Source organism: Photorhabdus bodei (genome assembly GCF_003287735.1).
GTDB classification, from domain to species: domain Bacteria; phylum Pseudomonadota; class Gammaproteobacteria; order Enterobacterales; family Enterobacteriaceae; genus Photorhabdus; species Photorhabdus kayaii.
The window spans coordinates 68,389-94,441 of record NZ_NSCM01000010.1 but is presented as its reverse complement, the minus strand read 5'-3'; the positions used below and the strand labels follow the sequence as shown (position 1 = coordinate 94,441).

Annotated in this window: 27 protein-coding genes; 5 read left to right on the top strand and 22 right to left on the bottom strand. The window is 43.6% G+C overall.

Going from position 1 to position 26,053, the window contains the following annotated elements:
* Positions 1-227 precede the first annotated feature (227 nt).
* Positions 228-491, top strand: a complete 264-nt coding sequence (locus CKY02_RS09605; RefSeq protein ID WP_240002032.1) for a hypothetical protein — start codon at positions 228-230, stop codon at positions 489-491.
* Positions 492-644: 153 nt separating this feature from the next.
* Here CKY02_RS09605 and flgL read toward each other — a convergent pair whose 3' ends face one another.
* From flgL to flgB, 11 genes are all read right to left on the bottom strand, one after another.
* On the bottom strand, positions 645-1,610 hold the full coding sequence (gene flgL / locus CKY02_RS09600) for a flagellar hook-associated protein FlgL (RefSeq protein WP_112895116.1): 966 nt from the start codon (positions 1,608-1,610) through the stop codon (positions 645-647).
* Positions 1,611-1,818: 208 nt separating this feature from the next.
* Entirely contained in the window at positions 1,819-3,462 is a 1,644-nt protein-coding gene (flgK, locus tag CKY02_RS09595; RefSeq protein WP_112895115.1) for a flagellar hook-associated protein FlgK, read from the bottom strand.
* 134 nt (positions 3,463-3,596) lie between these two features.
* Positions 3,597-4,538: a flagellar assembly peptidoglycan hydrolase FlgJ gene (gene flgJ, locus CKY02_RS09590; RefSeq protein WP_112895114.1), complete on the bottom strand. Its 942-nt coding sequence runs from the start codon at positions 4,536-4,538 to the stop codon at positions 3,597-3,599.
* Positions 4,538-5,647, bottom strand: a complete 1,110-nt coding sequence (locus tag CKY02_RS09585; RefSeq protein ID WP_112895113.1) for a flagellar basal body P-ring protein FlgI — start codon at positions 5,645-5,647, stop codon at positions 4,538-4,540. The genes flgJ and CKY02_RS09585 overlap by 1 nt, the downstream gene beginning before the upstream one ends.
* A gap of 12 nt (positions 5,648-5,659) precedes the next feature.
* A complete protein-coding gene (locus tag CKY02_RS09580) occupies positions 5,660-6,412 on the bottom strand; it encodes a flagellar basal body L-ring protein FlgH (protein WP_112895112.1) in 753 nt (250 codons plus the stop codon).
* Positions 6,413-6,488: 76 nt separating this feature from the next.
* Positions 6,489-7,271 carry a flagellar basal-body rod protein FlgG gene (gene flgG, locus CKY02_RS09575; protein WP_112895111.1) on the bottom strand — a complete coding sequence of 261 codons (783 nt, stop codon included), beginning with the start codon at positions 7,269-7,271 and terminating at the stop codon, positions 6,489-6,491.
* A 23-nt stretch (positions 7,272-7,294) separates the two neighbouring features.
* A complete protein-coding gene (locus CKY02_RS09570) occupies positions 7,295-8,050 on the bottom strand; it encodes a flagellar basal body rod protein FlgF (protein WP_112895110.1) in 756 nt (251 codons plus the stop codon).
* 18 nt (positions 8,051-8,068) lie between these two features.
* Complete coding sequence (gene flgE, locus CKY02_RS09565) at positions 8,069-9,283, bottom strand: flagellar hook protein FlgE (protein ID WP_112895109.1); 1,215 nt, start codon at positions 9,281-9,283, stop codon at positions 8,069-8,071.
* A gap of 27 nt (positions 9,284-9,310) precedes the next feature.
* On the bottom strand, positions 9,311-10,006 hold the full coding sequence (gene flgD, locus CKY02_RS09560) for a flagellar hook assembly protein FlgD (protein ID WP_112895108.1): 696 nt from the start codon (positions 10,004-10,006) through the stop codon (positions 9,311-9,313).
* Between the two features lie 12 nt (positions 10,007-10,018).
* Positions 10,019-10,423, bottom strand: coding sequence for a flagellar basal body rod protein FlgC (flgC, locus tag CKY02_RS09555; RefSeq protein ID WP_112895107.1), 405 nt, complete (start codon positions 10,421-10,423; stop codon positions 10,019-10,021).
* Between the two features lie 5 nt (positions 10,424-10,428).
* On the bottom strand, positions 10,429-10,842 hold the full coding sequence (gene flgB / locus CKY02_RS09550) for a flagellar basal body rod protein FlgB (protein ID WP_112879182.1): 414 nt from the start codon (positions 10,840-10,842) through the stop codon (positions 10,429-10,431).
* Between the two features lie 237 nt (positions 10,843-11,079).
* On the opposite strand from flgB, the gene flgA reads away from it, so the two are divergent.
* The 4 genes from flgA (at position 11,080) to CKY02_RS09530 (ending at position 14,089) form a co-directional block, all read left to right on the top strand.
* A complete protein-coding gene (gene flgA, locus CKY02_RS09545; RefSeq protein WP_112895106.1) occupies positions 11,080-11,739 on the top strand; it encodes a flagellar basal body P-ring formation chaperone FlgA in 660 nt (219 codons plus the stop codon).
* A 124-nt stretch (positions 11,740-11,863) separates the two neighbouring features.
* Entirely contained in the window at positions 11,864-12,166 is a 303-nt protein-coding gene (gene flgM / locus CKY02_RS09540) for a flagellar biosynthesis anti-sigma factor FlgM (protein ID WP_112895105.1), read from the top strand.
* 11 nt (positions 12,167-12,177) lie between these two features.
* Positions 12,178-12,618, top strand: coding sequence for a flagella synthesis protein FlgN (locus CKY02_RS09535; protein WP_112879185.1), 441 nt, complete (start codon positions 12,178-12,180; stop codon positions 12,616-12,618).
* Between the two features lie 340 nt (positions 12,619-12,958).
* Entirely contained in the window at positions 12,959-14,089 is a 1,131-nt protein-coding gene (locus CKY02_RS09530; RefSeq protein ID WP_112895104.1) for a hypothetical protein, read from the top strand.
* Positions 14,090-14,285: 196 nt separating this feature from the next.
* Here CKY02_RS09530 and CKY02_RS09525 read toward each other — a convergent pair whose 3' ends face one another.
* From CKY02_RS09525 to dinB, 11 genes are all read right to left on the bottom strand, one after another.
* Complete coding sequence (locus CKY02_RS09525) at positions 14,286-14,702, bottom strand: helix-turn-helix domain-containing protein (RefSeq protein ID WP_112895103.1); 417 nt, start codon at positions 14,700-14,702, stop codon at positions 14,286-14,288.
* Positions 14,699-15,010, bottom strand: a complete 312-nt coding sequence (locus tag CKY02_RS09520) for a type II toxin-antitoxin system HigB family toxin (RefSeq protein ID WP_112895124.1) — start codon at positions 15,008-15,010, stop codon at positions 14,699-14,701. The genes CKY02_RS09525 and CKY02_RS09520 overlap by 4 nt, the downstream gene beginning before the upstream one ends.
* 268 nt (positions 15,011-15,278) lie before the next feature.
* Positions 15,279-16,784, bottom strand: a complete 1,506-nt coding sequence (locus tag CKY02_RS09515) for a hypothetical protein (protein ID WP_112895102.1) — start codon at positions 16,782-16,784, stop codon at positions 15,279-15,281.
* 58 nt (positions 16,785-16,842) lie between these two features.
* Positions 16,843-18,306 carry a hypothetical protein gene (locus CKY02_RS09510; protein WP_112895101.1) on the bottom strand — a complete coding sequence of 488 codons (1,464 nt, stop codon included), beginning with the start codon at positions 18,304-18,306 and terminating at the stop codon, positions 16,843-16,845.
* Between the two features lie 185 nt (positions 18,307-18,491).
* Positions 18,492-19,979, bottom strand: coding sequence for a hypothetical protein (locus CKY02_RS09505; RefSeq protein WP_202924519.1), 1,488 nt, complete (start codon positions 19,977-19,979; stop codon positions 18,492-18,494).
* A gap of 77 nt (positions 19,980-20,056) precedes the next feature.
* Entirely contained in the window at positions 20,057-20,461 is a 405-nt protein-coding gene (locus tag CKY02_RS09500) for a hypothetical protein (protein ID WP_112895099.1), read from the bottom strand.
* An 18-nt stretch (positions 20,462-20,479) separates the two neighbouring features.
* A complete protein-coding gene (locus CKY02_RS09495) occupies positions 20,480-22,051 on the bottom strand; it encodes an FG-GAP repeat protein (RefSeq protein WP_112895098.1) in 1,572 nt (523 codons plus the stop codon).
* Positions 22,052-22,229: 178 nt separating this feature from the next.
* Positions 22,230-22,673, bottom strand: a complete 444-nt coding sequence (locus CKY02_RS09490) for a hypothetical protein (protein WP_112895097.1) — start codon at positions 22,671-22,673, stop codon at positions 22,230-22,232.
* A 697-nt stretch (positions 22,674-23,370) separates the two neighbouring features.
* Positions 23,371-23,790, bottom strand: a complete 420-nt coding sequence (locus tag CKY02_RS09485) for a hypothetical protein (protein ID WP_112895096.1) — start codon at positions 23,788-23,790, stop codon at positions 23,371-23,373.
* Between the two features lie 667 nt (positions 23,791-24,457).
* Complete coding sequence (locus CKY02_RS24490; protein WP_162119998.1) at positions 24,458-24,601, bottom strand: hypothetical protein; 144 nt, start codon at positions 24,599-24,601, stop codon at positions 24,458-24,460.
* A gap of 48 nt (positions 24,602-24,649) precedes the next feature.
* The gene (dinB, locus tag CKY02_RS09480; RefSeq protein WP_112895095.1) at positions 24,650-25,681 is read right to left on the bottom strand and encodes a DNA polymerase IV; all 1,032 of its coding nucleotides are present in this window, start codon (positions 25,679-25,681) and stop codon (positions 24,650-24,652) included.
* Positions 25,682-26,053 lie beyond the last annotated feature (372 nt).

The window sequence follows — 26,053 nt, the reverse complement described above, 5'->3', positions numbered from 1 at the left end:
TCACGGCAGGTGTGATGGAGGTGTTCAAGTTCGGCTTTTTGTTCATCGGTAATGAAGATTTTCATGACTGATACCATGAACCTCATTTGGGCGAAAATCAAGCAGTTTCAATGAGCACGGGTATATATGTAACATAATAATCGTCATGATAAGGAAACAATAAAATGAGACTGATATATATAAACCCTAATCAAACTTTTGAGCTTTATACTGGTGGAAATATAATAATGCCTACTACTCATCATCCTAGTTTCAATATAGAAAATAGAGGTCCCGCACCAATTAGAGCAGTAAATTACTGGGCGCCTCCATTCGGAGATTACAATCAGTATGCTTTTATCGACATTCAACCCGGTGAAACTAAATTTTTCCGCAGAGTACCTAACGCGGTTTACTTCTACAAAGTTGTAGTTATTAATCTCAGTAACTACCAACACACAGAAGCGGTAATTACTCAGTTTCTCCCCGTTCATCCACTGGCGGAAGTTTAAATTTCAACAATATATTTTTAATATGAAAATTTCTATTTCATTATCTATTTAACTGAAAATATGTAGGATATTTAATTGTCACAATTAAATACATTCAATTGGAAAAATCGCTGGCCTGAAAACCAGCGATTAATATAAATGAGGAAAACCGAATTAACGAAATATTTCAAACAACGACATGCCTTTCATATCGGTAAATGTCTTATACGATGCTTGAAGTACGGCTTGTTGTTGATAATAATTCGAAATCGCTGAGTTCCATTCTACATCAACCAATTGACTCAAACGGCTTTTATTCGCCAGGCTGCGTTCTGCCCCCAAGTTATTTAAGTCTTCTATTTCTCTCAGTTGTAAACCCAATACCGACTCCACAGAAGAGATATTATTCAACGCGTTGCGAGCGCCACGGTTAGCCTTATTCAACAATTCCAGCGCATCATCACGACTCTTTTGATCTGCCCCGGTAAATGGTGTTTTCAATGACTGAATCGCCATGTCTATGGTTTTAAATATATCAGATTCACTCGGGCCGCCATCCGGCTCTTTTATCGGATTACTGGTAGACGAGAGAAAGACCTGCTCCCCGGTATGTCCAATAATCATAGAGCGGTTACTATCTACTTTCTGAGTTATTTCCTCAGAGCCACCTCGATAACTCACTGTACCGCTTGTACTCTCATCAAAAGGCTTCACATCCGTTTTATAACCGGCAAAAATATAGCGGCCATTACCATCGGTAGTATTACCCAAATTCACCAGTTGTTCTTTAAACCCTGTCAGTTGAATAGCCAACGAGTTACGATCTTCATCACTCAATACACCGTTTACTGTGGCTACCAAACTTTCATGAATATTTTGAACCACACCGACAGCTTTGGATACCACACTCAATTGCATGGAAATCGCGTTGTTAGCAAACGAGCGAGCGGTTATATACTGCTGGTTCTGAGATTCAGCCTGAGCAACCATGACACCCTGAGATGCCGCCATCGGATCATCAGATGGATTTATCACCCTCTGACCACTGGATAGCTGTGCTCCCTGCTGCATCCATTTCGACTGAGCAGTCGTGATACTCGTCATTTTCTGCTCGTACAATATATTGGTACTTACGCGCACAATTTCATTCCTTTTAAATATTCAACTAAATGCCCAAGGTATCCGAGTATTCTCAGGCTATTTTTTATACCCGTTATCTTTCAAGTTGCCTCTTTGTTGGCTGCACTCACTCACCCCGGTCACATAGTTACCTATGCTCCCGGGGATTCGCTCCCTTGCCGTCGCGATCCATCTTGAAATCCATTGGGTATATTAAATGGCTCGTTTATTAGTGACGGAGTTCCAAAATAGCATTAAATAGCGTTGTGGCAGTCTGGATAACTTGAGCATTGGCCAGATAATATTGCTGTAAGTTTTGTAATGCGCCATATTCTTCATCTACGTTGACGCCGGAAACCGACTGCTGTTCAGCGTAAAGTTGTTTAGTAATATTATTCTGAGTTTCTAAATCAACATTCGCCGTGCTGGTCTGGTTACCAATAGTACTGACCATCGAAGCATAAGCACCAGAAAATGATGCTTTACCCTCTACCAATTTTTTGTTCTGCAATTCAATGAGTTTTTTAGCATTGACGTTATCACTCGGCCCACCATCTTTAGTACCGGCAACCGCCAATTGCGACGCATCTTTAATATTAACCGCCATACTGCTAATAACACCATTGACCGCTTTCAGTGTATATCGATCGTGTTCTTTTGCATCGGTTGGATCAACTTCAACTTTTAATCCATCAAATTCCAGTGTATTACCTGTTACTTTGGCAGCAATATCCGCCTTATCAGAGGCTCGCTGGATTTTCCAATTAGCCCCATCGTAGCTAATATGATAATCACTAGCTTTCACCGCCGAGGTATCTGTATATTCCACTTTAAAATCAACAGAACCTTTATTTTTACTATCGGCAATTACATCCGGGTTATTAAATGTGAAGAAATCTTCACCCGGTTTGCCTTTTAAATCAAAACCAGCACGGTGAACCTGATTAAATTGATCGCCCAATACCAACGCTAATTGGTTTAACTGATTACGGGAATTATCCAGCACTTCACTACGCGCCCTCAATGTGCCGCTTAATTGCCCTTTATCAATGAATTTCTCATCAATTTCAACAACATCACCAAAACCACGATCATAACCTAATGTCATGCGACTGCTGTCCGCATTGGATGAAATCGCTTCTACTCGGTAAGCGGTTGTTCCCTGAACCAGTGTTAATCCCCCGGCAAAAGCGACATTGTAAGAATCACTATCCTGCTGAGTCACACTCACGCCAACCAGTTTATTCAGTTCATTGACCAATTGATCACGCTGATCCAGTAATGCATTCGGCTCAGCGCTACCACCGCCTCTCATACGGGTAATTTCACCATTGAGTTTAGCAATTTGCTGCGCATAGTTATTAATAGACTCAGCCGAGTTAGCTATTCCCCGATTAATGTTATTTTCCATTTTACGCAGGAAGGCATCCGCACTTTTCAACTGGTTTACCATCCCCTTTGATTTACCCATCGCTGTCGTTCTGGCTGCATCATCTTCCGCATTACTGACGACATTTTGTAAACTGGTAAAGAAGTCATCAATGGTGTTTGACAGGTTATTCGCTTTGTCTGCCAGCAAATTATCAATCTGGGAAATTTGCTGGGAATAAGTGGTTAATGCACCTTGTTTCGCCTGAGCCGCAGACAGTTGTTGATTAATGAATTCGTTATATTGACGGTTAATACTGGTAACAGTAACACCATTTCCGATAAAGCCAACGGACGTCATCGTGCCACCGTTTTGATTGATAACTGTCGATTGCCGGTTGTAACCAGGAACTTTGGAATTTGCAAGGTTATTACTCACGGTTCCCAGAGCAATTTGAGCCGCTTGCAAACCGCTCATCGCGGTATTAATAAGACTGTTGGACATCAGAAGATCCTTTTGCGTTTTATTTATGTCTCCGCTAGTGGGTGGCGGCAAACAATCTTTCAGATAACTAAAAACAAAGTCTGAATTGCTTTAATTTATCGGCTGAGCTCAATAAAACTTGAGCAAAATAGAGATCAAAATAGTTTACTCAAATCGTAGGTATAGGCTTTTACCGCCTGCTCTCCAGCACCTTTTAACTGTTGAATAACTGAGACCAGTTTTTTCGCATATCCGGGATCTGTTGCATAACCTGCCTGTTGTAAGGAATAAGCCCCTTGTTCCGGGGTAACAGAACGGGCAACGTTGGCGTAACGGGGACTTTCTGTCAGTAATTTGACGTAATCCTCAATCGCTTCCACATAAGAGCCATAAACACGGAAGTTATCCTTCATTTTCTGAGGCTCACCGTTGATATATTCCGTGGTCAGGATATTGGTTACCGGCCCTTTCCAACCTTTACCCGCTTTAATACCAAACAGATTATGACTTGGCTTACCATCGGCGGTCAGAATCTCTCTTTGTCCCCAACCAGACTCTAATGCGGCCTGAGCAATAATCAGCAAATGAGGAATACCACTGCGTTGGCTAGCTATCCGGGCAGGGGACGAGAGCGTAGATACAAAATTCGTACTGTTCAGCGGCAGCGGTTTAGGTGTCGTCTCGGGTTTCGGTACCGTTCGACGTATAAATTGCTCAAGCGCCTGCCTTGGCAAGGTTTGTAAAACTTCGTTATCCAGAGTCATGGGGATCTTACCCGCCATTTCGCCAGGGGCAGTTTTAGCGCTAGAAAGCTGCTTGAGCATCATATCGGCAAAACCTAGCCCCTTCTGAGCAATATTTTGCGCGATTTGCTGATCGTATATCGAAGTATAAAGGCGCGTCTGTTCACTGCTCAACATGCCATCTTTAGGCAGAGCTGAACGCATGCTTTTCAACATCATCTGAACAAATAGCCCTTCCATTTGTTGGGCTACTTGCCGTAGCCCCTGTTGTGGATCTTTTGCCAGATTGGATTTTAACGTGTTAACCGACTGTACATCATAAGCCGCACCGGGCAGGGTTAAAAAATCATTCATCAAATGATCTCCAATTTCGCCCGCAGACAACCTGCACTTTCCATTGCCTGTAAGATTGACATTAAATCATTCGGTGTTGCACCCAGTGCATTCAAGGCTTGAATAACATGGCTCAAACTTGCACTGGCGTTAACCTGCTGCAACGCACCATTTTGTTCACGGACAGCAACAGCGGGATTACGAGTAACAACGGTACTGCCACCTGCTAACGGTGTATTGGGCTGACTAACAACCACCTGATTATCGACAATGACAGAAAGATTCCCTTGAGCAACAGCGCAGCTATCCAGCATGACATTACGGTTCATTACCACAGAGCCGGTGCGAGAGTTGATAATCACTTTGGCATCACCGACATCAACACGGACAGTGAGATTCTGCACATGGGAGAGGAATTTAACCTGCTCACTTTTATCTCTCGGCATACGCAATTGTACTGTGCGGGCATCCAACGGCGTTGCTGTTCCCGTTCCGCCCGTACGATTAATGGTATCGCTAATTTGCTGCGCCAGTGAGAAGTCTTCGTTATTTAATTGAAGATTCAGTACGCCATTTTCACCAAACTGCGTGGGTAATTCACGTTCAATCACTGCACCGTTACTAATCCGACCACCCGCAAGCTGATTGACTTTTACACTGCTTCCCCCCGCGCTGGCACCGGCACCGCCAACCAATATATTACCCTGCGCCAAAGCATAGACCTGATTATCGACACCTTTTAGTGGTGTCATCAGCAAGGTACCACCACGTAAGCTTTTCGCGTTCCCCAATGAGGAAACCACTACATCAATATTCTGCCCGGCACGGCCAAACGGCGGTAACTTCGCGGTGACCATCACGGCAGCCACGTTTTTCAACTGCATATTGGTTCCCGGAGGAACGGTAATCCCCAATTGGGATAACATGTTGCTTAAGCTCTGAGTGGTAAATGGCGTCTGAGTCGTCTGGTCACCCGTTCCATCCAGCCCAACCACTAATCCATAACCAATCAACGCATTTTCCCGTACTCCTTGAACCGTGGTGAGATCACGGATACGTTCTGCTGATGCCGTCGTTGTCACCAGAGTCAGCAATACAAGAAGAAGGCTGACAGCAAATTGTTTTATCATAACCATCCCCTGTTAAAATGGTGCAACATTCAGGAAGAAACGCTGTAACCAGCCCATGTTCTGCGCTTCATTGATATAACCATTCCCCACATATTCGATGCGGGCATCAGCGACCTGATTGGAACTGACGGTGTTATTAGCATTAATTGTCCGTGGGTTAACGACACCGGAGAAACGAATAAACTCGGTTCCCTGATTGATAGCAATCTGCTTTTCACCGACCACATGTAAGTTACCGTTTGCCAATAACCGATCGACTGTCACGGTAATCGTCCCTCTGAAGGTGTTATTCGCATTAGCGCCGCCTTTCCCACCAAAAGTATTCTCAGCTTCCATATCCAGATCGGTTTTATCTCCACCAATTAGCCCTTTCAGAAAACGGGGTGTCAGTGCCGCGGAAAACGTGTTTTTTCCATTACGGCTGGCATTGGCCGAAGAATTCTTACTGGCGCTGACATTTTCCTGCAATGTAATCGTCAGGGTATCGCCAATATTTCGTGGTCGGCGATCTTCAAATAGCGGCTGATAACCATAATAAACCGGCTGTACTACTTGAAAAATAGCGCCATTAGGGACTGGCGCGGTTGCCGCGGAAGGTGCTGCGGTGGTTGCTCCCTCAACCAGGGGTTTTTGCGGTATATACGCACAGCCCGTTAGTGACAATACCGCCAGTGCTATACTACAACGCCATTTATTCGCCACATTTTTCCGTAAATGGCGGAACTGACAAACGGCGCTGGTCTCGGCAACAGCCATTGTATCCATCTTCGATACTCTTAATTTATCCCTGAATAACGGGGAAACTTGAATGTTCCCCCGCGGTTCTGATTGACGATTTAGGTTATAACTGAGTCAGTTTTTGTAGCATCTGATCAGACGTCGACACCGCCTTACTGTTAACTTCATAAGCACGCTGAGTCTGAATCATGTTGACCAATTCTTCAGCGATATTGACGTTGGATGTTTCGACATATTTGTGCTGGAGCAACCCAGCGCCATTGATTCCCGGTGTGTTTTCAATCGGTATGCCAGAGCTGCTAGTCTCTACATAAAGGTTTTCGCCGATACTTTCTAACCCACTGTCATTGATAAAGGTTGTCAGAGTAAATTGACCAACTTGCTGAGGTGCCGATTGCCCCTGTACTTTCACGCTGACAACACCATCACGGCTAATGGTGAGGTCCGTCGCGTTATCAGGAATGGTAATGGTAGGGAAGATCAAAAAACCGTTAGCGGTTGTCAACTGCCCGTTTTGATCTTCCTGAAATGAACCGTCACGGGTATAGGCACTGGTACCATCAGGTAACTGGACCTGAAAGAAACCCTTTCCTCTAATGGCAACGTTATGGCTGTTATTAGTTTCAGATAAGTTTCCCTGACTATGTATACGTTCTGTTGCTACCGGACGCACCCCGGTACCTATCTGTAAACCAGAAGGCAAGCGGGTTTGTTCCGATGACATCGCTCCTGGCTGACGAATGGTCTGGTAAAGCAGATCTTCAAAAACGGCACGCTGGCGTTTAAAACCATTGGTGCTGACGTTTGCCAAGTTGTTGGCAATCACATCCATATTGGTTTGCTGAGCATCCAGCCCAGTTTTAGCAATCCATAATGATCGGATCATCGGTTTTATCCTCTGTGTCTAAATCAACTCATTGCTAATAGCTGATTAGCACGTTGTGCATTTTCATCTGAGCTATGGATGACTTTCATCTGCATTTCAAAACGGCGGGCATTGGCAATCATATTCACCATGCTTTCCATTGGGTTGACGTTACTTCCTTCAAGCACTCCGGGAATTAATTTCACCTCATCACTGGCTGGCAAAACATCACCCTGTAACGCCTGCGCCTGTTCCGTCATGTGAAATAGGCCATCATCACCACGGACTAGCTGATCGCTCTCCGGTTTCACCATTTTCAATCTGCCAAGCTGCCCCAACTGTGTTGGCGGATCACCAGGAATCAGTGCAGATATAGAACCATCCGTCGCCAGGGTTAATTCAGCCTGTGGCGGAACATTGATCGGGCCGTTATCCCCCATCAACAAGTTACCTTGAACAGTTAGCTGACCTTCCGCTGAAATCTGAATACTGCCGTTACGCGTGTAAGCCTCAGAACCCTCTTCAAGCTGAACCGCCAGATATCCCCCCTGCCCAATCGCCACATCCAACGGACGAGAAGTATAGTTCATCGGCCCTTGACGATTGTCAAAGCCCGGCGTTGAAGCTACAACTAAAGTACGGGTATTAAAGGTAGCACCTTCCACAGGCACCGCCCGCAAAGCAGCCAGTTGCGCCTTAAAACCCGGCGTCGAGGCATTAGCCAGGTTATTTGCCGTCACTGCCTGATGTTCTAGTGTCTGACGAGCACCGCCCATTGCGGTATAAATGACATGATCCATAATGCTATCCTGAAACTATCAACGCATACTGACCAGCGTTTGCAGGATCTGATCTTGAGTTTTAATGGTTTGCGCACTGGATTGGTAGTTGCGCTGCGCCACGATCATATTAACCAGCTCCTGGCTCATATCGACGTTGGATGCTTCCAGAGAACCACTGAGCAATTTACCAAAACCCCCCGATCCCGCAATGCCAACAACTGGGCTACCAGAAGCACCCGTCTCTATCCAAACGTTGTCACCCTGCGCTGCCAGCCCCTCTGGGTTAGCAAAGTTAGTCAGAACGATCTGGCCTAATAATTGGGATTGCTGATTGGAATAGGTGCCGATGACACGACCATCGTCCTCAATACGGTAGCCATTGAATTCACCTGCGGCATAACCGTCTTGCTTGAGTGTCGATATGCTATCAGCATCAATTTTCTGCTGTTTACTGCCATTAAAATCAATGGTGATATCAGCGGCATTAGAACCATTCAGAGAGGGAACATTAAATGTAAACTGATTATTGTCACCAATCAGCTTACCATTACCATCAAATTTCAACGTCCCCAATGGAGCTGCTTTAGCGCCCTCAACCGCACTATCCTGAGCATGAACCTGCCATTCGTTATCGTTCGTTTTCACAAAGAAAACCTTGATAGCATGTGGGTTACCCAGGCTATCAAAGGTGGTAACACTGGTAGGATAGTTATAAGAATCCTTATTTTCTGGCGAGAAAGCATCTGCCGGTTTTTTATGCATCGAATTAAGGTTGGTTGTCATCGTAACCTTAGTTGTTGCTTTAGCCGCCAGTATACCTTGAGGTATTGTAATCGGCTCTGGGTTAGCCCCTTTCTGAATCTCCGGCGCGCCACCATTGACACCGACTGCGGGATAGCCAGTCAATTTCATGCCTTGCATGTTGATAATATTACGGTTCTCATCCATCTTGAATTGACCGTTACGGGAATAGTAGATCTCACCATCACCGCCTTGCATACGGAAAAAACCGCCCTGAGTGATCGCCAGATCAAGTGGGCGATTAGTCGTCGTCGGCGTACCATCTTTAAAATTCTGATTAACACCCGATATTTTTACCCCCAGACCCACCTGAGAACCGGCAAAAATGTCAGAAAAAGCAACCGTGCTGGATTTAAAACCATATGTCGCCGCGTTAGCGATATTATTACCAATAACATCCAAATTACCTGCCGCGGCATTCAAACCACTTACTGCTTGTGAAAAAGCCATATTATTCTCCGTTAAAATTCTTGCTGGTTAAAGAATTTGACGTATCTGATCCATAGTGACGGCACCGATCCGCCCTAAATCTAGCTTAGCGCCGTCCGCGTCACGAGTAACACCATTTACCTTCGCAAACCTCAGCGGCTGAAATACTCTCTGTTCGCCTTTATAGCTGGCAGTAATGGTGAAGTTATAAGCGCCATCCTCAACATTCGTGCCATCTTCTTTTTTGCCATCCCAAGGGTGGAAGCTATGGACACCCGCTTCCAATCCACCGAGATCAATTTGGCGTACAACCCCGCCTTGTTTATCAGTAATGGTGACTTGCACACTATCCGCAGGCCTTTCCAACTCAATACCATATGGTGTCGTACTGACGTTCCCAGCTTCTTTGTTTAAACCAGCCAAAATAGTATTCCCAGGGATCATAACGCCTCGCCCGATCAGGGCTGATGCCTGTACAGGCTGATTATTATTTATCTGACCGACAATAGACCCCAGTGTGGTATTCAGCTTTTCGATCCCCGCGAGTGTGTTAATCTGCGCCAAATGGGAAGTCAGCTCATTGTTCTTCATCGGGTTAGTTGGGTCTTGATTTTGCATTTGCGCGACCAGCAATTTCATGAAGTTGCTATTCAGCTCTTCACTACCCTTTTTCTTGCTAGCCAATGCTGACTCTCCAACAATCGTGTTATCCCGTGCTCCATTCACTGAACTGGTAATAGCCATGAGTCACTCCTGTTACTGACCTATCATCAATGTTTTCAATATCATCGATTTAGTTGTATTAAACACTTCAACGTTGGCTTGATAACTACGGGAAGCGGAAATGGTGTTAATCATTTCTCCGACCATATCAACGTTTGGCATCCGTACATAACCCCTCTCATCAGCCAATGGGTGTCCCGGCTGATACTCAAGGCGGAAAGGGGTAGGATCATCCACAATTTCACTGACTCTGACGCCGCCTGTTTCTTGCCCCGCCGCTGCGGCAACACGAAAAACCACCTGTTTAGCCCGATATGGCTGACCATCAGGCCCCGCAACACTATCGGCATTTGCCATATTGCTGGCACTGACATTTAATCGTTGGGATTGCGCTGATAATGCCGAACTAGCAATATCAAAAACACTGAGTAAAGACATTGCCCTTATCCTTGCTGTAAGACTGACATCATGCTTTTAACTTGAGAGCTGGTCGCAGTCAGTTCAGCCTGATATTTCAAGCTGTTATCCATAAAATTGCTGCGTTCCATATCCATATCCACCGTGTTGCCATCCATCGCTGCCTGATAAGGCACCCGATACAGTAAGTCCATCTCCATTCTCTTCTGAGGCTGAATAGGAATATGCCGATCGGATGTCAGCGTCAGCCCGATCCCGTTTCCGGTAACCCGACCGTGTGCAATGGTTTTTTTCAGTTGTGTGGCGAAATCAATATCCCGCGCTTGATAACCGGGCGTATCCGCATTGGCGATGTTAGCGGACAATATTTCTTGCCGCCGTGATCGCAATGACAGGGCTTCCTGCTGAAAATGAAAGGCTGCATCTAATTTATCGAGCATATTCCTCCCTCTAATGTGACTGACTTATGTTGTGAACCTTAATAGCGCTTTTCGCGATCGCGAAATTCGCAGTAAACAGAATAAACGCAGAAGGAAAAGCCTATCGGATGAATAGACGCTAATTGGATTGCTATTTATCCCATTGGCCGATATTCAATGTAGGTACACTTATATACGACTAAATGTACGCGACTAAACGGCGGCATATTGACCTACAGAAATAATGAGAGCGAGAAGATGCAAGCTATAAATATTATCGGGCTGTTCGCATTTTTCTTTATCACTTCGATGGCATGGGGCAATAATTTACCCCAAGCCATAGAGCACTATTTCCAGCGGATACACCGGGATAATCATCATAAAGTTTCTGTTAACATCAAAACCCCTGAACAACAATGGCCCCAGTGTGAACGGCCAGAAATTCAACCCGCTATCGGTGGTCAAAACTGGGGAAATCTCTCTTTACCTGTGATCTGCCATCAACAACGCAAATTCATTCAAGTCTCTGTCAGTGTGACAGGGAATTATCTGGTTACCCGCCGAGCTATCTCGCGTAATGATGTTTTATCAGATAAAGATTTTCAGGTCAGAAGTGGATTACTGGAAAGACTACCGCATGATCTGGTCATTAACAAAAATGAGATAAAAAATAGTATTGCGATACGTAACATCCCGGCGGGGCAGGCGATTACTCATAATATGTTACGCCGCCCGTGGGTTGTACGGTCAGGCCAGAGTGTGGCGGTGATTATACAGGGAAATGGCTTTCAGATACGAAACGAAGGGAAAGCTATTAATAACGCCGCTATTTCTGATAAAGTCAGGGTTCGAATAAATTCAGGACATGTTATAACCGGCCAGGCATTAGAAAACGGCAATGTAAAAATCATGTTATAAGTTCTAAAGTTTTCGTTCACTGTGCCGATATAACCAGCAGAGCACGATTTGCAGGTATGCAAATGGCATGTAACCTGCTCCGATCCATAGGTGAACCTATGCCTGGCCATAAAGGATAATGATTATGAGTATCGAACGCACTCACCCCTTATTAGCTATCGCTGCTGTTCAACAGCGACCAACTAATGAAAGCGCTCAGGGCACCCGCAAAACCTCCGGCGTTACCTTACAAAGCAGCGATGCACAAGTAAAACTGAGCGAAGCACAAACAAAACTGGTTCAACCAAGCAGCCAGGATATCAATATCCAAAAGGTGCAAAAGTTGAAAGAAGCTATTGCTCACGGAACCTTAAAAATGAACAGCGGTAAAATAGCAGACGCTCTGCTCAAAGAAGCCGCCGAAAACTTTCAATACGATAAGAAATAATTAAACCCGCTATGGAAGAACTTCAACAATTACTCAAACAGCAAGTGACCTATTTGACCTCGCTGACCCAAGCTATGGCGGAAGAACAACGTATTCTGTGTGAGGGTTTTATTGAAGCACGAGATTTGCACCAGATAACAGAACGAAAAATTTTCCTGTTGTCCGCGCTTAGCCATTCAGAACAGCAACGTCTTAATTTGAGCAAAGCATTAAACATCATTGCGCCTTATGATAAGCAACCTTTGCTGGCCACATTATGGCAACAGATCGGCAAAGCGGTTATCCGGGTTCGTGATTTAAACACCCATAACGGTTCGTTGTTAACCCAGCATCTTGATTTAAATAGCAAAGCCATTGCTTTCCTAAAAAGTCATCATAGCCCCTCTCTTTATGGTTCAGACGGCCAGGCTGCCCGTTACAGCATGCTTTCCGGCCACAAAGTTCAGGTTTGATTCAGTGCATTACCGCCCATTGCGGTAGTGCTACTTTTTATTATTTTGATAGTATTTGTAAGCACCACCTTCCTGTTCAAACCGAGCTTCGTCGCTGCTCACAGAGTCCTCAAGCATGAATAATTCAAACGAAACGAAATGTACTGTGAAACAGTTGTTGCAATCAGGGAAGAAAAGATTAGCAAAAATCACCATTTGTAAGCCAACGTAACAATTGTGCAACGATAACGTTTTGCATGTTACGAAAATATATTGCAGAATAGGAATAAACGACAACGAATATTGACAATATAATTTTTAATCACGCAACGTACGAGTTTCAACTTCAGGAACAATATTGATGCACAAGCAACTAAAAAAAAGAAAATCGAGCGGACAACAGATACCAAAAACGCCTCAGCAACAATTCAAAACTTACTGGAAGTCCATCGAAAAATACCAATTGAAGATCGCCAAGCTACAACAGCAACAAGACGAATTGTTCATGCGCTTTCAACAGGAGATCTTACCGGTAGAACATCAATATATGCAGTCCAGATATGATAAAGCGGCGCGGTTGCTTTCATTTGCCGATAAAAAATCGCTGGGGAAACACCAACGAAAAGAATTATTTTTCTGGATAGAAGAAGAGCTTACTGAGTTATATACTTACCCCTTTAACGAAAACCTTGATCTCGATAAGTTGAACAATCACTTTTCCAATCTTCATGCGTTGAAAGAAGAGGAAATTCCGACACCAGAACAGATGGATGATATCCGACAGACTTTTAGTGAATATTTTGATTTTAGTGAAGAAATATCTGATGAAGAATTACTTGATATGATAAAAAATCCCGAAAAAATGCGTGCCACCATAGAGCAGCATTTTCAACGGGAATCAGAACATTTCTACGATGAATATGATGCAGAAGACACCTTTGACTTCGACCCTGCGGAAGAAGACCAGAAAAAACTGGATTCTTTGTTTAAATCGCAGGAAGTGAGCCAAATGTATAGAAAAATAGCCAAGGTATTACATCCGGATCGTGAACAAGATTTGGATGAGAAAAAGAAAAAAAACCAGTTGATGGTACAGTTATCAAAAGCCAAGAAAGATAATGATGTCTGGACGATAATAAACATGTACCACAAGTACATTGATCCAACTTTCAGTTTTAACAGCCGGGATATATCCGACATCAATAAATTGCTCAAAGCACGTATAGACATATTAGCCAATGAGCTTAATCAGCTAAAAAAATCTGATTCGTTACCGGGTATGATTTGGAGCACACTGGGAGGTGAAACATCGAAGGCAATAGAAAATAACCTCCGCGAACACTGCAAAAAATTGCGGCAAAATATAGAAAACGAAATCCAACTGCGCGAAAGCCTACGTTCACTCACCGTACTAAAAAGCTACCTTGCGGAACGACGTAATACCTTTGAATTTGAACAGGAAATTATCGACTATCTTTTCAAACAATATTGAATCCACGTAATCTGACGAAGATCTCAGCGGTTTACTCTTATACTTTCATAAAGCAGATCCAGCCGCCTTCCGTGTGTAGGCGGAGGGCTGGAGACCAACAGCTTGCAGCCAACAAAGAGGCAACTTGAAAGATGACGGGTATAGGCCGAAATTGAGGGTGATGATATCTACATTATCCTGCACCATTGCATCCAGTTTAATCAATAAAAACGCTAACCGGTACACCAAAACGAACTGAGAGTTTACGCATAGCTTCAAGCGTTAACGAACGTTCACCTTTCAAAATACGACTAACAAGAGAACGCTTTCCTATTTCGTCCTCAAAATCAGTTTGATTCAGACCGTACTGATCCATCAATGTACGTAGAATTGCTACACCGCTTTGTGTGCTAGCAATACGTTCATTGAACTCCGTGAACTCTGGCGCACTACTTTCGTAGATGTCAATTTTAGCCGTAAGCATATCAACCAGCGGGCTATCTGGATTGTGCTCGATCAGATATTCTACCAGCTGCATAGCCTCATCATAATCTTTGCGGGAAGTGCTACCCCCTAAGAGAGGGACAATGCTTACCAAGCCATTTACGGCCTGAATTGCTTCGTTGATCATCATTCTTTATTCCTCCGGTAATAATCCATCAATTTGTCATATTCTGCATGGGTTGATATGTGCTTGATAAAAATTTCCCCACGCTCAAAATCTGCAAAAAACATCACTCTTAAATTATTGCCGCCAACATCAACGACCCACCATTTTTCCCGATATTTCATCCGATCCAGACTAGGAAATACGCACTTCATTTCATCTGGAGAACGGAACTTTAAGCGCAGCAACGACTGATATAGATCATCAAGTGCAACGGAACTATTTGGGTAGCGGCGTGTAGCTAAATCAAACGACTCCCTTGAAATAACATGCATTTCCATACCCTATCATTTCCAATATGGAAACAGTATACCGCAGGTTTATTATGTTGACAAAATGGAAACAAATTATGTTTCCGAAAAAGATTTTCTTTAGACCGAGCAGCCTAACACATGAGGAAAGGCTTCCGGCATGAGCCGAACACCAGACTTAAAACTCGCTTTCAATGAGTCAACAGAACTAATTTCTTTATCAGTCATCATATTTCCTCAAAAGCCACATTAGACAGTCACCGTCACCTGTCTTCTGTCTTCTATACGGTCATCAATTGATATTTTCAAAGATATAAACTGCACCAGCTTTGGGTTGAGAATCAACACTTTCTGACGTTGCCCCAACAGCCAAACTCGTCCCCGCCTTATTCAGACCGACAGGTCCACCAAAACCATTTAAATTGTCTGAATTGCCTGAAGGGTTCAAAATCTCCATCGGTGTTTCCATATTCCACTTATTATTCAGACAGGTATACAGATACACCCTGTAAGACGCTCCTACTGCCAGACGATCTCCCGCATCATTCAGTTCGAGAGAACTACCAAAATATACGCCACTTGCAGGGGCCGAAAACTTAATGGGATTTTCTCTATCCCAGATCCCATTCGTGCGCGTATACAGATAAACCTCCCCATCTGTGGATTTATAAAACTCTGTACCCACCACCAGACGATCTCCCTCTGCATTCAGGCTAAAAGTCTGGCTAAAACTAGATGATCCACCTTCAGGGTGATTAAACTTAATGGGGTTTTCTCCATCCCAGATCCCATTTGTGCGTGTATACACAAAAATCGTGCTTATTGTGGGACCAGAAGAAGAATCGTGACAATGCACCGCCAGACAGTTTCCCGCGGCACTCAGGTGGGCAATCCAGCCAAACTCATAAAAATTAAGAGGGAGCGGAAGCTTAATGGGGTTTTCTGTATCCCAGATCCCATTCCGACGCATAAATATACGGAACGGAGAGTAGTATCTGGCCCCACCCACCAAACAGTCTCCTGCTCCGCTCAAGCTGACATTCACACCAAAGTATTCACCTACAATCGGAAACACAACGGGATGTTTTGTATCCCAAACGCCCTTCCTGCGCGTATACACACAAACCCGCCCTCGGTTATAAGTGGGATACGGCAACATGTTTCCCAACGCCAGGGTATCGCCAGCCGCATCCAGAGAGACATCCCATGAAGATCTATGATATTCATCTTCAAAAGCCTCAAACACAATCGGCTTGCTTATATTCCACTCATCACTCTTCCGGCGCGTATATACATAGACTTTATTAATCATCCCAACCGCTAAACAATCTCCCGCCGCGTTCAGACTAACAGAGCTACCAAAGTACTCCTTCTCTTTGGGGAAGGGAGAAACAATTCGCGTTATCATGGTGCGTTTCAAACCCAACACCTGCGTGATCTCAATCCTCTCCCCCCTCGATAAACTGAAAAAATCCGCGAACTGAACCTGCCGATCTGCATCCAATTTCAGATACCCTCCTCCATCAAAAGAGAGTCCACCTTCTGGTTTCAGTGATAAGGCCAAAGCGCCCTGATTAGAGTTTAACCCGCCAGAATGATGAGTGTTGAGGGCCAATTTTCCTTTACCATCTCGTTTCAGCCCTACGGTTGGGCCATCACCCTGAGCGCCATCAATGATTTCATATGCCTTATATGCCTCATCAATCACACGGGAAAAGGCTTCCGGCATGATCCGAACGCCAGACTTAAAACTCGCTTTCAATGAGTCAACAGTACTAATTTCTTTATCAGTCATCATATTTCCTCAAAAGCCAGCCGTATTAGACAGTCACCGTCATCTGTTTTCTGTATGGGCATCAATTGATATTCTCAAAGATATAAACCGCACCGGCTTTGGATTTAGAATCAACACCTTCTGACGTTGCCCCAACAACCAAACTCGTTCCCGCCTTATTCAGGCCAACAGGTCCACCAAAACCATTTAAATTGTCTGAAGGGTTCAAAATCTCCATCGGTGTTTCCATATTCCACTTATTATTCAGACAGGTATATACATACACCCTGGAAGACGTTCCCACTGCCAGACGATCTCCCGCGTCATTCAGTTCGAGAGAACCGCCAAAATTCTTTACGTCACTTGCAGGAACCGAAAACTTAATGGGATTTTCTCTATCCCAGATCCCATTCGTGCACGTATACAGATAAACCGTCCCATCAGAGAGTCCATAAAATTTCGTACCCACCGCCAAGCGATCTCCCTCTGCATTCAGGCTAAAAACCCTGCTAAAACTAGATGATTCATGATCAGGGCGACGGAACTTAATGGGGTTTTCTGTATCCCAAATCCCATTTGTGCGTGTATACACATAAATCACGGAAATGTAATCATCACACACCGCCAAACGGTTTCCCGAAGCACTCAGGTGGGCAATCGCGCCAAACGCATAAGAACCTGAAGGGGCCGGAAACAGAATGGGGTTTTTTGTATCCCAGATCCCATTCCTGCGTATAAACATACGGAACGGAGAGGAGTATTGGCCCCCAGCCACCAGACAGTCTCCTGCGGCGTTCAAGCTGACATTCTCACCAAATTTTACAGCAACCCGCGAAAACACAATGGGATGCTTTGTATCCCAAACGCCCTTCGTGCGTGTATATACATGAACCACTTCGTGCCATATCTCTCCCAACGCCAGACAATCTCCCGCCGCATCCAGACCGACACTCCATGAAGATAGAACATATCCAGGTTCAGTATCCTCAAACACTATCGGCTTGCTTATATTCCACTCACCACTCTTCCGACGCGTATACACACAGACTTTACGATTCGACCCAACCGCTAAGCAGTCTCCCGCCGCGTTCAGACTAACAGAGCTACCAAAGGACTCATCTTCTATGGGAGAAGGAGAAACAATTCGCGTTATCATAGTACGTTTCAAACCCAACACCTGCGTGATCTCAATCCTCTCCCCCCTCGATAAACTGAAAAAATCCGCAAATTGAACCTGCCGATCTGCATCCAATTTCAGATACCCTCCTCCATCAAAAGAGAGTCCCCCTTCTGGTTTCAGTGATAAGGCCAAAGCGCCCTGATTAGAGTTTAACCCACCAGAATGCTGAGTGTTGAGGGTCAGTTTTCCTTTGTCATCTCGTTTCAGCCCCGCGGTTGGGCCATCACCCTGAGCGCCATCAATGATTTCATATGCTTTATATGCTTCATCAATCAAATGGGAAAAGGCTTCTGGCATGAGCCGCACACCAGATTTAAAACTCGCTTTCAATGAGTCCACAGTACTAATTTCTTTATCAGTCATCATAATTTCCTCGAAAGCTATATTAAACAGTCGCTGCCACCGGTTTCCGTTCAGGGAAATTTAGACCCACTACCCGGTTATTAAGAATGCGAACTGCCAGCATTCAATAACAACTCTGACAATTTATTCCCGCATCCCTTAAAAACCCATGCCGACAATGTTCCGCTTAGTGTTAGTGATGATGGGCATCATTTAACATTCTCAAAGACATAGACCGCACCAGCTTCAGACACAGAACCAACCTCGGCTGAAACTGCACTAACAGCCAAACTTGTCTCCCACCTATTCAAACTGACAGCCTTACCAAAACCATTTAAATTGTCCGAATTACCTGAACTGCCTGAAGGATCCAAAATCTCGATAGGTGTTTCCATATTCCACTTATTATTTAGACAGGTGTACACATACACCCGGGAAGCTGCCCCCACGACCAGACGGTTTCCTACATCATTCAGTTTGATAGCACTGCCAAAATACGTTACGTCACTTGCAGGAGCCGAAAACTTAATGGGACTCTCTGTATCCCAGATCCCATTCGTGCGCGTATACAGATAAACCTTCCCCTTAGTGGGGACATCATAATCTACCCCCACCGCCAGACGATCTCCCTCTGCATTTAGGCTAAAAATCCGATTAAAACTGGATGAACGATCTTTAGCAGCCATGAACTTAATGGGGTTTTCTTTATCCCAAATCCCATTCGTGCGTGTATACACATAAACCACGTTTATTGGATCATGAGAATAATCAACACAATATCCCGCCAGACAATTTCCCGAGGCACTCAGACAAACCTTGATAAACGAGCTCATCAACTTAAAGGGGTTTTCTGTATCCCAAATCCCATTCGTGCGTGTATATATGTAGGACCAAGAGTCGCCCGCCACCGCCAGACAGTCTCCTGTGGCGCTCAAGCTAACATTGTGACCACCAGAGTATCCACGTTGATCTTCCAGCGGAAACACAATGGGATTTTTGGTATCCCAGACGCCATTCGTGCGCGTATACACACAAGCCTTCACTTTTGGAATAACATCAATTAAATATCCCACCGCCAGGCAATCTCCTACCGCATTCAAACTGACGTCCCATAAAGAACGACGAGATTGATCTTGATCATCCTCAAACACAGTGGGAGCGTTTATATTCCACTCACCCTTCCGGCCCGTATACACACAGACTTTATTATCCATCCCAACCGCTAAGCAGTCTCCCGCCGCGTTCAGGCTCACAGAAGTGCCAAAATGTTCATTCGCTTTAGGGGAAGGAGAAACCATACGCGCCATCATGGCACGTTTAAAACCCAACAACTGCGTGATCTCCATCCGTTCCCACCGCGATAAACTGAAGAAATCCGCAAACTGAACCTGCCGATCGGCATCCAATTTCAGACGCCTTCCTCCATCAAAAGAGAATCCACCTTCTGGCTTCAGTGATAGGGCCAAAGCCCCCTGTTCAAGGTTTAACCCACCAGAAAGGTGAGTGTTGAGAGCCAGTTTTCCTTTATCATCTCGTTTCAGCCCTGCGGCTGGGCCATCACCCTTACCGCCATCAATGATTTCATATGCCTTATATGCCTCATCAATCAAATGGAAAAAGGCTTCAGGCGCGGGCGGAACACCGGACTTAAAACTCGCTTTCAATGAGTCAACAGAACTAATTTCTTTATCAGTCATAATATTTCCTCAAAAGCCGTAATTAGACAGTCACTGCCACCAGTTTCTGTTCAGGGAAATTTAAACCCGCCACCCGGTTATTGAGAATGCTTAGTGCCCGCATTCAATAACAACTTGGCAATTTGTTTCTGCGTCTCCTCAGGAAGCAATTTAAAAGCTTGGGCCGAAACCGCTACAGTCCCATCCACCGACAACACTCCGGATTTATCCAACATCAATCCCCCATCGAGCTGTAGCTTTAACGCAAGCCCTTTCGGTTCCAACGAGATGCCATCACCAATCTTAACCGCCAAACGGTTGTCGATAACCTGCAACCCAACTCCCGGATGATAAGTTTGATCACTATCCCGCCAACCAAAAAGCTGTCGCCACAACATGGCCCAATCAATCAGTGAATAAAATGCCGCCTCAGTCGGGATCTTGCCAGGGGCGAAGTGAGCACTAAGCTGGCTAACCGTTTCATCTGTTATCTCTTTTGCCATCGTTTTTTCCTCATTCAGCTAGTCGTAAAGGTAAACTTTCCCTTCTCCACTCTTCCAGCCACTGGCGCCAATCGCCAATGTATTGCCGTCACCGCTAAGACAAATGCCGGCACCAAATTTATGGTTTAATTCCCCATCCACTGCCAGTAATCTGCCCTGCGTAATCCATTGTTCATCCTGATAACTAAACCACCATCCCGCACCGGTTTGCACACCTGTGTTATCTTTACCAACAGGTGTTGACACCACCAGTACCCGACCATCACCACTCAAAGAGAGTTCGCTACCAAACCTTTCCCCGGCAGTCACCGCTTCTCTCAGTATCCCCATGGATTGCCATGCATTACGGTGACGCAGGTACAAATAGACCGCACCAACATTGCCCTTCTCTCCCGGACACCCCACCGCCAAAATATCGCCGCTATCGTTCAGGCTGAGACTAGCACCAAAGCCGTCACTGCCGTCGAGTGAAGGAGAAGTCAGCGAATTGAGTGGCGGTCGCGGCTGCCAGTATTCCCCGTGACGATGAAATAGCGTCACTTCACCGCTATTACCATTACGCCCCGTTGCCGCCACCGCTAAGGTTGAACCATCCGCACTCAAGCTCAGTTTGACGCCAAACATATCGCCCTGTGCCGGAGAAGCCAAGGTCAGACGCTCACCAAGCTGTGACCATTTCTTTCCGTCATACTGATAAAGATACACTGCGCCACAATTAGTCAGTGAACCCGATCCCCAGCCATAAGCACCTACTGCTAATAGGGTGCCATCTGCGCTCAGGCTCACAGAACAACCGAAATGCTGCTGAACGTTCGCCTCACTCAGCCAAAGTTTGGCCGATTTCTCCCACGCGCCATTTTCCAATCTGCGATAAACGAACACCGAACCATGCCCACCATCACTGTTTCGGTTATCAATACCCACCGCGAGAACATTACCGTTTCGATTCAGACTTAATGCTCTGCCGCCATAACCACTGACGTAATCAGCGAATTGCTGCCGCCAACCGTTATCGGTATAAGAAAATAGATATACAGGATCCTTTCCTTCTGCCCCACTAAACGCGATAGTTTTCCCATCGCCGCTGACACTGACAACAGCGCCAAGGTTTTTATTGTTACCGTTGGTCGGCAAGTCAAACGCGGGCAACTGCACGTTACTCGCTGCCATCTCCCCAGCATGAATCAGCCAACGGTAAAGTTCTCTTTGTTGTTCCTCTGTAAAACTCTCAAACAATTCCAGCGACAATTTAAAGTCGGGGCGTAACCCCAATTCACCATTAATAAACTGTAAGCCGCTGTTCTTATCAATATTGACAGCAATTTCACGGTCTTCTCCGATACGCACCCCATCACCGGGATTCACTAAGAGTAAATTCACTTCATCCAGATCCCGGTTCAATCCTGCCCCTGGATTATTATCGATCTGACCTAGGTCCAGCCCAGCTAAACGCCGACCTTCCGCCGAGATTTGCACCAATTGAGTATAATTTTCACTTTTCGGCAGGGAATATAATTTAAACCAGGATTTAACTTCCTCTTTATCCAACAAATTATTCTCGCTGGATGTAAATATCTTGTTGTGAGCCATTAATACCTCCAATGCAGAATGACAAATAAATTAACGTTGTTACACGCCGTTCTATTCTTTTATTTTCGGAATAAACAATATTCTGGCTTTATCCCCCTCTTAATGTTTCTTTTCATTCTAATTGGCCGCTTTATCGGTAAATTTTGCCGAATCGTCGGGCGTGGCGATATATTTCCCCCTAACCGGGCATTCCTTCTCTGGGTACAAACAGCACCTCTGCGGCTTTTAGCTGTTCGTAGTCTTTCTTACTCCAGAAAAGTTCTTTATCGGCAAACTTCACCAAATCATCGGGCGTGGCAACATGTTTGATCCCCACACCACGTATTTTTTCTGCTGGTATAAACAACACTCTCACAGCTTCCATCTGTTTGTAGGTTTTCTCATTCCAGTAACCTTCTTCATCGACAAACCTCGCCAAATTATCGGGCGTGGCGACATGTTTAACGCCCAGACCAGGTGGAGTTTCTCCGGCGGGTGTAAACAACACTTCCGCAGTTTTCATCTGCTCATAGGTTTTTTCATTCCAGAAGAGTGATTGATCGGCAAACTTCGCCAAATCACTGGGTGTGGCAACATGTATCACGACAATATCTTCTTGATATAGCGGCGGTTCGGTGGACATAATGTTCCCCCTATTAATAATGTCAGACCTTGGTTATTTATAGCTGATACTGCCCTCGGCAGACTCGCTTCCGATAACACTTATTTAATATTTAATTTGACTACGTTATTCGTTTTTCGTGTGAAACAATCAGATATATTTAAGCATTATAGAAAAGTGAATTTTTGCCAGCCATTTAATAAATTTTTAATTACTTTTTTTTAAAAATCTCACATAAAAAGATATCGTTTAAACAATATTACACTGGTATCACAACAACTATTAATTTAATTAGATTTAAACTAATCAACCAAGGATTTTATTAGAGCAAATATAATAATCAATGATGTTTATAAATGTTACATATTTATACCAAGACATCTCACTGCTACATAATAAAAACATTTAGCGAATCAGACTAAATACAACAATTAAAACTAATTTTTCCAACATGACTAATAATCCATTTAAATGAAGAAGTTTATTAGTTAATTGCAAGGAATTAAAAATATAGAGATTTAAAATTAACAAAATATAAAAATAGAGTTCATCCTCCAGATTTATATATTTGATAATAGGACTGGTAATATGAAGTCTGAGAGTTACCTGACGTTTTATTTAAGATTTTAAATCTATACCAAAACCGGCAACTCTCAATTTTTTAAGGTGCTGTATCAGCTCAAGTTGCGCTTAATACACATTAAATTAACTTAATCGATCATTTTCCAAATATCTTGGTTTTGGCTGGTATTCCATCTGAGAATTTTGTACCACTCCAGTCTATCTGATTAGGCGGTATGCCGAACTTTTTCCATATCAAATTAACGGGTACTCCAAGTATACATGCAGCAATAAATCGATGCTGACCATCCATGATATGGGTAAGCCCTGTCCGACTATTATGCCAGACAACAATTGATATTGGATTTCCCTTTGTTTTGAAGTTTGCTATTTTTTCGTCAACAACTTTTTGAAAAACTTCTGCTTGAGCGGGTAATGGCGCGGAATTCCCAATATCCCTTCTTCCTACAGGACTGCCTTTTAATATTGATGTGTCATATGTACCCTCATTTCCTTTTAGTTGAGGTCCGTTTGCTGTTTTTCTTAATGTTACGGGATTTAACATATTTTTATACATATTTAACTCTCATCCTTTTGAATTGTTTAGGGCATCAGATATTACTGAATTTTCCTTTCTCGTCACCCAATTTTGTGTATTATTTTTTATCTTTCCTTTATCATTCTTTTATTCAACATTAGGCTGTTCAACCCGTTATTTATTATTGTCATTCAGTACAGCCTGATCTATTTTTAAGCTATTTCGAAAGCTTTTAACATCAGCCAGGATATAGAATCATTACTTATCAACTTGAAATAAAAAGCATATTGGAAATAAATAACATATAGATTATTTCCATTATTTATATTTATCCAAGATGGAAAAGTTAAAATAAATACATTTAAAGAAATATTATTATAAAAGGGAATTAATTGATATAAATATACTATTTTCATTATTCACAATTTCAATATGAATACATAAGATTAATTCGACCATAAAATACAATTTTTCATCGACGGCAGAACAGGGCACAATTATTCGTCATGAACAAGCTGAATAATCCTCCTCGTAAAATATTATGATGCAAAGCATCCAGTGAATTATTTTCAAATAAAGAAAGTTCGTTTATCATGTGAATTCAATGAATTAAATTAATCAACCAATAATTTTATTAGGATATACATAATAATCAATGACATGTATAGATATTGCATATTTATACTCGGGGAAATAGCACTAATGTTTATTTCTTGCCCAACATATTAAACCATGCGGCTAATACCCTATCCAAATAACCAATATCCATACTGGCAATTCTTCGCTTTCGACAAATATCAGCATTTTTTGTCGTTTCTACCCGAAGCAGATTCAGGCTCAGATGGCGCATATACGCTGATGTTAGATAATATTCGTGATCTCATCCTGTATAAACTGATTACCACTCAAATACTAGCTGGCGCTCAAGTTGTGGATCCAGTAATGTTACATGTATACCAACTAACCTAACTCCTCTCCCCTTACGCCGAGAATCCCACGTATTCCGAGCAATGAAGAGTAGATCACCTAAATCTAGAACGGGGTAAATATGTTCATGAGTCGTCAAATGAAAATCATCAAATTTAAACTTAACTCCCTGACGAGAAATTTTTAGCTCGGAGTTGTATTTTTCAAGTCTTCTTATCAACTCTGGATATAACTGTTCAATTATAGCTTCACACTCTTCCCATATGTGAATATCTTTTGGTAGCGTGATCTCAACACCAACGGATTTCCTTGGTACGTCTACGCAAATAGAATTATCATCCAGTCCATGACAACGCTGCCAAATCATTAATCCAAATTTCCCTAATTCTTTAATAAAAGCCCCAAAATCGTATTGTCTTACATCTGCACAAATTTTTAATCCCATATCTGATAGACGGTTTTCTGTTTTGGGACCAACTCCTGGGATTTTTCTCAGTGGCAACGATAAAACAAATTGATCAACGTGTTCAGGAGTTATCACAAATTGCCCATTCGGCTTATTCATATCCGAGGCAATCTTAGCAAGAAATTTAACAGGAGCGATTCCTGCTGAAGCGGTTAGCTTTAACTCTTCAAATATGGATTGCCGTATCTTTTGAGCTATCAACGTAGCCGAGCCATGACAACTACGGCACTCCGTTACATCAAGATATGCTTCATCTAGAGAGAGAGGTTCAATCAGATCGGTATATCGAGAAAATATCTCATTTACTTGAAGAGAAACTTCCTCATATATATGCATGCGCGGTGGGATGACTTTCAATTGAGGACACAATTTAAGCGCCTTTGCTGTTGACATTGCACTGTGAATACCAAATTTCCTCGCGACATAATTAGCAGTACTAATTACCCCACGTTCTTCAATACTGCCGCCTATAGCTATTGGCTTTTCCTTCAAAAAAGGATCATCCCGCATTTCTATAGCAGCAAAAAAGCAATCCATGTCTATACCCGTCATCTTTCAAGTTGCCTCTTTGTTGGCTGCACTCACTCACCCCGGTCACATAGTTACCTATGCTCCCGGGGATTCGCTCCTTTGCCGCCGCGATGCATCTTGAAATCCATAGGGTATATATGGATGAATTTACGCATATGCAAACCTATTTCGATGAATACATAACTATTTTAACTAATAGAATTGCTTACAGCCTCATTTGAATCAAAATATGCAATCTGTCTGTCCAAAAGTGATAAAATAAATGCCACAATTAATGGGTGAATTCAAGTCCGAAGTACAGCACTAGGGCACTTTTTTAATTTCCTGAATATCACTAAATATGACCTGTACCCCGAACACTCTTTTGGTCTGTTGCTT